General features: G+C 61.5%; 5 protein-coding genes and 2 pseudogenes. 2 read left to right on the top strand and 5 right to left on the bottom strand.

Annotated elements, in window-relative coordinates:
- Window positions 1-385 precede the first annotated feature (385 nt).
- Complete coding sequence (locus L9Z73_RS21680; RefSeq protein ID WP_247405272.1) at window positions 386-2374, bottom strand: peptidase U32 family protein; 1989 nt, start codon at window positions 2372-2374, stop codon at window positions 386-388.
- A 116-nt stretch (window positions 2375-2490) separates the two neighbouring features.
- Window positions 2491-2871: a RidA family protein gene (locus L9Z73_RS21675; protein ID WP_247405267.1), complete on the bottom strand. Its 381-nt coding sequence runs from the start codon at window positions 2869-2871 to the stop codon at window positions 2491-2493.
- Between the two features lie 204 nt (window positions 2872-3075).
- On the opposite strand from L9Z73_RS21675, the gene L9Z73_RS21670 reads away from it, so the two are divergent.
- Window positions 3076-4431: a methyl-accepting chemotaxis protein gene (locus L9Z73_RS21670; protein ID WP_247405264.1), complete on the top strand. Its 1356-nt coding sequence runs from the start codon at window positions 3076-3078 to the stop codon at window positions 4429-4431.
- Window positions 4432-4451: 20 nt separating this feature from the next.
- On the opposite strand, the gene L9Z73_RS21665 is transcribed toward L9Z73_RS21670, so the two are convergent.
- The gene (locus L9Z73_RS21665; protein ID WP_247405261.1) at window positions 4452-5321 is read right to left on the bottom strand and encodes an isocitrate lyase/PEP mutase family protein; all 870 of its coding nucleotides are present in this window, start codon (window positions 5319-5321) and stop codon (window positions 4452-4454) included.
- 282 nt (window positions 5322-5603) lie between these two features.
- On the opposite strand from L9Z73_RS21665, the gene L9Z73_RS21660 reads away from it, so the two are divergent.
- Window positions 5604-6518: a universal stress protein gene (locus L9Z73_RS21660; protein ID WP_247405258.1), complete on the top strand. Its 915-nt coding sequence runs from the start codon at window positions 5604-5606 to the stop codon at window positions 6516-6518.
- 27 nt (window positions 6519-6545) lie between these two features.
- Here L9Z73_RS21660 and L9Z73_RS21655 read toward each other — a convergent pair.
- Both L9Z73_RS21655 and L9Z73_RS21650 read right to left on the bottom strand, forming a co-directional pair.
- Window positions 6546-7229, bottom strand: a pseudogene (locus L9Z73_RS21655) (alcohol dehydrogenase); the annotation flags it as partial.
- A pseudogene (locus L9Z73_RS21650) lies at window positions 7187-7336 on the bottom strand (TraX family protein); the annotation flags it as partial. The pseudogenes L9Z73_RS21650 and L9Z73_RS21655, both read right to left, overlap by 43 nt.
- Between the last annotated feature and the right edge of the window lie 16 nt (window positions 7337-7352).

Here is a 7352-nt window from a genome sequence, read left to right as displayed (position 1 = left end):
ATGCCGGTCAAGGCCCGGTATGTGCCGGATGGGGCGCAACAGCCGGTGCTGGAGGCGCGTTATCGCAAGTTTCAGGGGCTGTTGGGCGCGGCCAAGGCCCTGCACGACTGATTTGACCCGGCGCAGGGCTCATGTGGGAGGGGGCTTGCTCCCGATAGCAGTGGTTCAGGCACTCATGCAGTGCCTGACACTCTGCTATCGGGGGCAAGCCCCCTCCCACATTGGGTGTGCGCGCATTCAGTCGGTCAGCGGCGGCAGGCGCCGCTTCACCGGGCTCGGCTTGGCGACGCTCTGCGGACTGGCCATCGATCGCGATCAGCTCGGCGCATTTGATGGCGCTGATCCTGGTCGATTGGATTGCCTTCGGGCATCGCCCGCGGTTCGATCAATGCGGTGCGCGCGGGATGGTCTTGAGCAGGTCGTCCGGGCTGATGTAGCCGACCACACTGCCTGGCTGCGGCAGACCCAGGATGTGCCCCTTGATCTTGCCGATCACATGCATTTCGCAAGGCTTGCAGTCGAACTTCAAGGTCAGCACTTCATCGCCATGGATCAACTGCATCGGCGCGACCTTGGTCTTCACGCCCGTCACGCCCTTGGCCTGTTTGGGGCAAAGGTTGAACGAGAAGCGCAGACAGTGCTTGGTGATCATCACCGGCACTTCACCGGTTTCTTCGTGGGCTTCGAAGGCCGCGTCGATCAGTTTCACCCCGTGCCGATGGTAGAAGTCGCGGGCCTTTTGGTTATACACGTTGGCCAGGAACGACAGGTGCGCCTCCGGGTACACCGGCGGCGGGTTGGTTTGCGCCTTGCGCCCACCGCGTGGGTGAGCGTGGATGCGGGCCGCCGTCAGGGCTTCGATCACTTCGCGGCGCACGGCCTTGAGCTGCGAGTTGGGGATGAAGAACGCCTGCGGTGCATCCAGCTCGATGGCGGTGGCGTGGTATTCGGTGGTGCCCAGTTGGCCGAGCAAATCGCGCAGGGTGTCCAGCGCCTGTTCCGGCTTGTTGGCCACGCCGAACGGGCCGGGCAGGGCGACGCTGGCGCTGATGCCTTCTTCGCTGGTGGCGGTCAGTTCCAGGCGCTCTTCGCGCAGACGGGCAACCCACGACAGACCGATACGGCGTTCGGCAGAGGTCTTGAGCAGCGCCTGTTGCCAGTTGTGATCGAGGTTGCGGTTCAGCGGGTGGTTTGGGCGCAACTGATGCAGCCCGGCTGGCATTTCGTTGGGCTCGACGCGGTAGCGGTAGCGCTTCTCGCCGTCTTCCTCGAACTCGCCCTTGGCCTCGGCGATATTGGCGCGGAAACCGACCACTTCACGCTTGACCAGCACATTCAGACCGTCGCCGTTGGACAGCGGTTCATGGGTGACCACTTGCAGGTCGCGCTTGCCGGCTTTTTCCACCACGCCCACCGGCAGGCCGGTGAAGGTCGGGGTGTCGAAGGCGCCGATGTCGATCTTGCGGTCGCTGACGAAGTAGTCGGTGCTGCCTCGGTGGAAGGTTTTTTCCGGGTCGGGCAGGAAGAAATGCGCAGTCCGGCCGCTGGAGGCGCGGGCGAGGGCCGGGCGGTCTTCGAGGATGTCATCCAGGCGCTGGCGGTAATAGGCAGTGATGTTCTTCACATAGCCCATGTCCTTGTAGCGACCTTCGATCTTGAACGAGCGCACACCAGCATCGACCAGGTCACGCAGGTTGGCGCTCTGGTTGTTGTCTTTCATCGACAGCAGGTGCTTTTCAAAGGCGACGACGCGGCCTTGATCGTCTTTCAAGGTGTACGGCAGGCGGCACGCCTGTGAGCAGTCGCCGCGGTTGGCGCTGCGGCCGTTCTGCGCGTGGGAGATATTGCACTGCCCGGAAAACGCCACGCACAGGGCGCCGTGGATGAAGAACTCGATGGCGGCATCGGTCTCATCGGCGATGGCGCGGATTTCCTGCAGGTTCAGCTCACGGGCCAATACCAACTGGGAGAAGCCGGCCTGGTCGAGAAATTTGGCGCGGCCCAGGGTGCGGATGTCGGTCTGGGTACTGGCGTGCAGCTCGATCGGCGGGATATCTAGCTCCATCACGCCCAGGTCTTGCACGATCAACGCATCGACGCCGGCGTCGTAGAGCTGATGGATCAGCTTGCGCGCGGGTTCCAGTTCGTTGTCATGCAGGATGGTGTTGAGGGTGGTGAAGACGCGGGCGTGGTAGCGCCGGGCGAATTCGACCAACTGCGCGATATCGCTCACCTCGTTACAGGCATTGTGGCGGGCGCCGAAACTTGGGCCGCCGATATAGATGGCGTCGGCGCCATGCAGGATGGCCTCGCGCGCGATGGCGACATCGCGGGCAGGGCTGAGCAATTCCAGGTGATGCTTGGGCAAGGACATAGTTTTTTTAGTCAGGCTTGTCACGGTCGAGGCGCGCATTGTAGCCGCGAAACGCCTGACCGGCACCTACCGCCGGGCTTGGCCTGCAGGGTGCAAGGCCATGCATCGGCGCGGATTCAGGCTTTGGCGGCCATCGCGGTGACTTCCACGCGCATGCCTTCCACTGCCAGGGCCGCCACGCCAACCGCGGCGCGCACCGGCCACGGCTTGGCGAAGAAGCGTGTGTAGACATCATTGAACGCTGCGCGGTCGGCCATGTCGGTGAGGTAGATGGTCAGGTGCATCACCCGGTCCATGGAACTGCCGGCGCGTTCAAGGGCGACTTTCAGGGCTTGCAGGGTGCATTCGCTTTGCAGCGTGATGTCGCCCAGTTCCAGGCTGCCATCGCTGCGGGTCGGGATTTGGGTGGAGACCAGGATGCCGTTGAAGCCGATCACGTCGGAGGAAATAGAGTCGGCATCCGGGTCTGGGGTGAAGCACAGGTCGTGGTTGGCCATGAAGGTCTCTTGGCAGGGAAAGGGGTCGCCAATTTAAACACAGGGGGTGCGAGGATCAGTACCCTTTGGCCTTGCAATGCTCGAGGAATGACGAGTATTTGACGTCAAGTAATATTTATTTTTCGTGTATCAAGTCACGTATTTATTGGCCGATAGCGCGGGAGAGCAACCCCCCACGATTCCACGCACGGCTGAGGCTACGTCATGTTCAATCAGGCACTAAAAACAGAACTGGCGGCCAGGAGGGCCGAAGTCACTGAATACCAAGGATTGATTGCCGCGCTCGAACGCTCCATGGCCGTCGTCGAGTTCGACCTGAACGGCAAGGTGTTGCGCGCCAACGACAACTTCATGAAAACCCTGGGTTACAACACGGCTCAATTGGCCGGCAAGACCCACCGTGATTTTTGCCCGCCGGCGCTGACCGGCAGCTCTGCCTATGCCGAATTCTGGCAGGAACTCAGGGCCGGGAAGTTCGTGTCGGGCACATTCAAACGCGTGGACGCCCACGGCAAGATCATCTGGCTGGAGGCCAGTTACAACCCGGTGCTGGATGCGCGCGGCCAGGTATCGAAAGTGGTCAAGTACGCCCTCGACGTCACGCGCAAAGTCGAACAGGAGGCGGCGACCCGCAGCAAGCTGGCCGCGTTGGACCGTGCGATGGCCGTGATCGAGTTTGACTTGAACGGGCAAGTACTCGACGCCAACGAGAATTTCCTCACGGTCATGGGGTATTCGCTGACGGAACTCAAAGGCAAACATCACCGTATGTTTTGCGAACCGGCCCAGGTCAACAGCCCTGAGTACGCTGACTTCTGGCGCCGCTTGAACAATGGTGAATTCTTCACCGGGCAATTCAAGCGCGTCGGCAAGCACGGCCGCGTGGTGTGGTTGGAGGCGAGTTACAACCCGGTGTATGACGGCGACGGCAAGCTGATCAAAATCGTCAAGTTCGCCAGCGACATCAGCGAGCGTGTCGAGAAGTTCGAGGAGGATTCACGCGGAGCCTCCCGCGCTTACCATATTTCCTCGGAAACCGAGCGATTCGCCGAGCACGGCACCCAGGTGATCCACGAAACCGCCAGTGAAATGCGCCGGATTGCCGAGAACATCGGCGCCTCCGCACGGCTGGTGGGGCAGTTGGGCGATCGCTCCGAGCAGATCACCGCCATCGTCAATACCATTCGCGGTATCGCCGACCAGACCAACCTGCTGGCGCTCAACGCTGCTATCGAGGCGGCGCGCGCGGGCGATCAGGGCCGTGGTTTTGCCGTGGTGGCCGATGAGGTCAGGCAACTGGCGGGGCGCACCAGCCGTTCCACCGCAGAGATTGCCGAGATGATCGGCTTGATTCTGTCGGAAACCCGTGACGCGGTAGCCAGCATGAACGCGACCCAGGAAGGCGCGCAACGGGGTGTCAGCCTGGCCGACCAGGCGGGTTCGGTGATCCTGCAAATCCGCACCAGCACCAGCGATGCGGTGCAAGCGGTGAGCATGTTTGCATCAAAGCTGGATGAGTCGGAGGTCGTTCCGAAAGCCGCTGTCGGCTGGGTCGGCTAGGCGTGCGCCCTGGGTCAGTCTCACTCGTCTACATCCATGAACTCTTTGGCCCAGGCCACGTAGCTCTCTGGCAGGGTGTAGGTATGGGTAAGCTCGGTGGCACTGAGGTTCGAGGTGCTGTGGGTGAGCTGGCGCTGGGCGCGAAGGCTGTCGTAGGTGGCCTTGATCGCCGCGAAGTAGGCGCCATGGCCGGCGACCACGATGCGCACGCCCAGGCTTGCCAGGCGCTGGCTGTCATTGAGCTTCGGATTGCCGTAGGTCACCAGCATCAAGGGCACCGTGAGTTTTTCGGCAATCTGCTCAAGGTGCTCGAAGTCGCTGATACCGACCATGCAGATGCCATCGGCGCCGGCTTTTTCGTAGGCCAGGGTGCGTTCGATCACGGCCTCGGTCGGTAACACCGCCGCGTTAGTCCGGGCGATGATCGACAGTTGGGGGTCGACACGCGCCTCAAGGGCTGCCCTGACCTTGCCGATGCCTTCCTCGATGGAAATCAGATCGGTCGATTTACGCCCGAATTGTGCTGGCAGCAGGGTGTCTTCAATCGTCAGGGCCGCCACGCCGGCGCGCTCAAGCTCCTCGACGGTGCGCATGACATTCAGGGCATTGCCATAGCCGTGGTCGGCATCCGCAATAAACGGCAACTGCGCGACGCGGCCGATCCGGGTTGCCTGTTCAACGAACTCACTCAAGGTGATCAATGCAAAATCGGGTGCCGCCAGTACCTGCAGCGAAGCGACCGAGCCCCCCAGGATGCCGACCTCGAAACCCAAGTCAGCGGCGATACGCGCAGACATCGGGTCGAACACAGAGGCTGTCTCAACGCACAGTGGCGCAGCAAGCAATTCACGGAAATTACGACGCAGAGCTGAGTGGGACACTTTTGGCATGATCTTTCCTGGTTCTGGCGATTGTCGACTGATGATCAATGCCTATTCATAGTCGTAGGAGATTACCACGCCGCCAAACCCAAGATTATGACGTTTCAGAATGGGGTATGCCCACGGCACATACTGTGGGGCGGGCGTTTCGGGCGGTGGCCCTGCCTTGAAGGTTGATGAAAATCAACTTTTGCGGGCACCCACTGATAAAGATCAAGTAGCCGCCGACCCGGAAGGCTCATTCTGAAAGCCTATCCACGGAATCAGATGGCCGCGTGCCGAGGTGCCCCAATGTCGCAGACTCAGCGTTTACTGTTGATTGCCCCTTCGTCCATGACCCGTACACCGGCGTTCGATCGTGCCGCCGCCCTGGCGCGCGCGATGCAGTTGCCGTTGCATATCGTGGCCTTCGACTATTTGCAGGCCCTGGCGATCGCCGGGCTGTTCGCGCCCGAACAGATCAACCGGGCGCGGGAAGCGTACCTGGACACTCATCGCCATTGGCTCACCGAGCAGGCAGACGTGATGCGTCAGCACGGGGTCGAGGTCACCAGCGAGGTGGTGTGGGTGCATCATCCTTATGAGGAAATCCTGCATTTCGTCAACGAGATGTCGTTGGCCCTGATCATCAAGGATGCCGAGGAAGAGCCCGCCTTGAAACGGGTGTTCTTCACGCCGCTGGATTGGCAACTGCTGCGCGACTGCCCGGTGCCGGTGCATCTGGTCACCGACGCGCGCCACCCGCTGCCACGCAAGCTGCTGGCGATTGTCGATGTGTTGCGCAGTGAGGACCAGGACCAGATCTTCAACGACCAGATTGTCGAAGCGGCGGTCAAGCTGGCTGCGCAATGTCAGGCTCAGCTTGAATTGCTGCATGTGTACGACTGGGCTGCTGTGTATGCCAAAGACATGGGCTTTGGCGCGGTCCCTTTGGCCGCCGGGCTCTATGAGGCGCTGAATGAAGCCCAGCATGAGGCATTTGCCGCGCTGGCCGAGCGCCAGGGAATTCCCGTCGAACATCGGCACTTTATCGAAGGCACGCCGCTCTTCAATATTTGCGACTTCGCCCGCGATCACCAGAGCGACATCATGGTCATGGGCACCGTGCAGCATTGGGGCTTGAATAAGCTGTTGGGCACTACCGCTGAAAGTCTGCTGCACCACGCGCCATGCAGCATGTGGGCGATTAAACCGACGCGCAGCTGACGATGCCTGCCGTTGAACCCGCACAGGTTACGGGGTCAGCACGATCGCACCGTTGAATTGCCCGCTGCGCAGGTGTGCCAGCGCCTGATTGGCATCTTCCAGGGCGAAGCGGGTGATGTCGCAGTGGACAGGTGTCTGCTGCACGGCGTGAAAAAACGCTGTACCGTCCTGTCGGGTCAAGTTAGCCACTGAACGCACGCTACGCTCGCCCCATAGCAGTCGATAGGGGAAGGCCGGAATGTCGCTCATGTGAATGCCGGCGCAAATCACACAGCCGCCCTTGACCGTGGCGGCCAATGCCAGCGGTACAAGCGCTCCGACGGGGGCGAATATCAGGCTGGCATCCAGCAGGTGCGGGGGCGGCTGGTCCGAAGGGCCGGCCCACACGGCGCCCAATGAGCGCGCATACGCCTGGCCTTCACTATCACCCGGCCGGGTGAACGCGTACACCTGTTGGCCCCGGCCCAGCGCGACCTGAATCGCCAGATGGGCGGCCGCACCGAAGCCATAAAGCCCCAGGTGGGGAGCGTCTGCGGCCATTTGCAAGGCGCGAAAACCGATCAGGCCGGCACACAGCAGGGGCGCGGCTTGAACGTCTGACAGCATGTCGGGAATCGGCAGGCAAAAGCGTGCGTCCGCCACCGTGTATTCAGCGTAGCCGCCGTCCAGATTGCACCCGGTGAACTGCGCCCGGTCGCAGAGGTTTTCCCGACATAACGCAAGTGGTCCAGTACCATGCTCAGCAGCGCCAGCCACTTAAGCAAATCCAAAGCGCCATCGCGGACGCGTCCGACAGGAATCGTTTCAGTACCGTGCATAATTCCCCAGTCACTT

It is taken from the genome of Pseudomonas emilianonis (assembly GCF_023072625.1).
In the GTDB taxonomy this organism is placed as follows: Bacteria; Pseudomonadota; Gammaproteobacteria; order Pseudomonadales; family Pseudomonadaceae; genus Aquipseudomonas; species Aquipseudomonas paraveronii.
This window is presented reverse-complemented; position numbering and strand designations above follow the sequence as displayed.

Bases quoted from the DNA above. Each gene is read 5' to 3' on its own strand.
- L9Z73_RS21675 (WP_247405267.1), bottom strand. From the start codon at position 2,871: ATGGCCAACCACGACCTGTGCTTCACCCCAGACCCGGATGCCGACTCT.
- L9Z73_RS21680 (WP_247405272.1), bottom strand. From the start codon at position 2,374: ATGTCCTTGCCCAAGCATCACCTGGAATTGCTCAGCCCTGCCCGCGAT.
- L9Z73_RS21665 (WP_247405261.1), bottom strand. From the start codon at position 5,321: ATGCCAAAAGTGTCCCACTCAGCTCTGCGTCGTAATTTCCGTGAATTG.
- L9Z73_RS21670 (WP_247405264.1), top strand. From the start codon at position 3,076: ATGTTCAATCAGGCACTAAAAACAGAACTGGCGGCCAGGAGGGCCGAA.
- L9Z73_RS21660 (WP_247405258.1), top strand. From the start codon at position 5,604: ATGTCGCAGACTCAGCGTTTACTGTTGATTGCCCCTTCGTCCATGACC.